We start from the raw sequence: 2,413 nt of genomic DNA, 5'->3' as shown, positions 1-2,413 counted from the left end.
CTGCTCGAGGGCGCCGATGGCCCGGAGAAACTCCGCCGTGCTGCCCCGGCTCAGGGCCGCGAGCAGGGCCTGCTCGGAGTTCGCGTCGTCCTCTCCAGAGCGCGGCGCCCGGGCCGGGATGCGGGCGAAGTCGCTGCGCTCGCGCAGGCCCGGGCCGAGCTCGCTGCGGTGGGCGTGGAGGTCCCGCAGCGCCATCCGGGCCCCGGGGCCGAGCTCGAACTCGGCGAGGGGCTGGCGGTACTCGCGGGCGATGGTCGCGGGCGGGCGGGCGTCGACCTCGGGGGGCAGATCGTCGATGAGCCCGGACCGGGAAAAGCCGATCCGCGCCTCCCCGAGGCGCCACCAGGGCAGGCACACGCGGTCCCCCGCGGCCATGCCGAGCACGGGCGGGAGCAGCTCGTGGCGGGTGTAGTCGAGGGCCCCGAAGGCGAACAGGTTGCCCGCCTCGGCGCAGCGCCGGCCGAGCGCCCCCGCCGGCCCGAGCTCCGTGGTCCACCCTGGCGCCAGGAAGGAGGCGACGGCGAGGGTCGAGCTCGGATCGAGCTCCGAGCCCGCGTCGGCCCGCAGCACCGGGCGCTCGAGGGCGTGGCCGAGCAGCTCGGCCAGCACCTGCGCCGGGCGATCGATGGCGACCACCGCCTCCCAGCGCCAGTCGAATTGCGCGGCGCAGGCGAGCAGCCGGGCGCAGGTCGCGACCACGTCGTAGTTGGAGCACAGGTAGGTCGCGTACCAGGGGATGGCGAAGCCGTCGTCGTGGCCCGTGCCCAGCAAGATCACCCCGTAGCGCCCGAGCAGCAGCTCGCGCATGGTCGGGCGCTCGGCGACCGCCCCCTCGCCCTGCCCCTGCCAGCCCCGGCAGGCCTCGAGCAAGGCGCCGAACTCCGCGTCGCCGGCGAAGTCCCCGGCCAACCCCGCGTCGAGGATCCGCGCCAGCTCCCCGAACGCGCGCACGTCTCGGAGCCCGCGGGCGAGGTGGGCCAGGAGCGGGCGCTGGCCCGGCCACGCGTCGATCAGCCGGGCCAGGCCGTCGAGGGCCGGCGCGAACTGGCCGGCGCCGATCTGCGCGGCGGCGAGGGACAGCTCGAGGATCGGATCTCCCGGAAAGTGCGTCAGCGCTTCGCCCCACACCCACGCGGCCTCGACCTGCTTGCCCTGGGCCTCGAGGCACTCGGCCCAGGCCTCCCAGGCGCCCCGGGCTCCGGGACCGGCCGGATCCAGGCGCAGGCCCGCCTCGAAGGCCTGCTCGGCCTCCGCGAGCGCCCCCCGGGCCACGGCTCGCTCGGCCTCGACGAGGCGCCCTCGGGCCTTGCGCTGACGAAAGTCCGCCACGGCCCGAGATGGTAGCCTCTGTCCGCTCGATGGCCGACTCGCCGTCTCAAGATCGAGATCCTCGCGCCCCCTCGTCCGGGGTGGGCCCCTCCACGTCCGAGGCCCGCGACAACTCGACGATCGCGGGGTGGAGCCACCCACCGACCATGGACTCCGAGGGGGGCTTGGGCGAGGAATCCCGGGAGCACTCCGAGAACACCGCCGCGACGGCCCTCGACTCCCAGCCAGGCGGCGCCGATCCGGAGGTGTCCGGCTTCCTCGACACGGTGCTGCCCGACGGGACCCCACCGCCGGCCGGCCGCGGCGAGCCCGACTCGGCCCGCTTCGGCTCCCTGCGCCCCGACTCCCTCGACCTGCCCGCGGCGCCCCAGCCCGGCAAGGGCGACAAGATCGGGCGCTACACCATCGAGCAGCGCATCGGCGAGGGCGGCATGGGCGTGGTCTACCTCGCGCACGACCCCGAGCTCGATCGCCGCGTGGCCATCAAGTCCCTACGCAGCGACGCGTGGAGCACGGGCGACTCGGCCCTCAACACCAAGATGCGCCAGCGCCTGCGCCGGGAGGCCCAGGCCCTCGCCCAGCTCGAGCACCCCCACGTCGTCGCCGTCTACGACACCGGGATCCACGACGGCAACCTGTTCGTGGCCATGGCCTACGTCGAGGGCCAGGATCTGCGCGGGTGGCTCAAGGCCAACGACGAGCGGCCCTTGAGCGCCATCCTCGACCTGTTCGCCGACGCTGGAGAGGGCCTCGCCGCCGCTCACCGGGCCGAGCTCATCCACCGCGACTTCAAGCCCGACAACGTGCTCATCGACCGCGCCGGGCGGGCCCAGGTCGCGGACTTTGGCCTGGCCCGGGGGCTCAGCGATCTCGACCTCGAGGACGAAGAGGACGCCACGCCCATGCCCTCGCTGGTCGCCACGCTGACGCGCACCGGGGCGCTCATGGGCACGCCGCCCTACATGGCGCCGGAGCTGTTCCGGGGCGAGCGCGGCGACGCCCAGTCGGACCAGTTCGCCTACTGCGTGACCTTGTTCGAAGCCGTGTACGGCCAGCGCCCCTTCCAGGGCCGCAACCTCGACGC

At 74.8% G+C, this 2,413-nt stretch carries 2 protein-coding genes; one reads left to right on the top strand and one right to left on the bottom strand.

Features of this window, described 5'->3' with window-relative positions; translation table 11 throughout:
- Positions 1–1,329 (bottom strand): tetratricopeptide repeat protein (locus PPSIR1_RS41305; protein ID WP_006977306.1); only part of this gene is annotated, 1,329 nt, incomplete at its 3' end.
- An 80-nt stretch (positions 1,330–1,409) separates the two neighbouring features.
- On the opposite strand from PPSIR1_RS41305, the gene PPSIR1_RS41300 reads away from it, so the two are divergent.
- A partial coding sequence (locus tag PPSIR1_RS41300; RefSeq protein WP_006977305.1) for a serine/threonine-protein kinase occupies positions 1,410–2,413 on the top strand: 1,004 nt, incomplete at its 3' end.

Origin of the sequence: Plesiocystis pacifica SIR-1 (assembly GCF_000170895.1) — a bacterium.
Classification (GTDB): domain Bacteria; phylum Myxococcota_A; class Polyangia; order Nannocystales; family Nannocystaceae; genus Plesiocystis; species Plesiocystis pacifica.
This window is presented reverse-complemented; position numbering and strand designations above follow the sequence as displayed.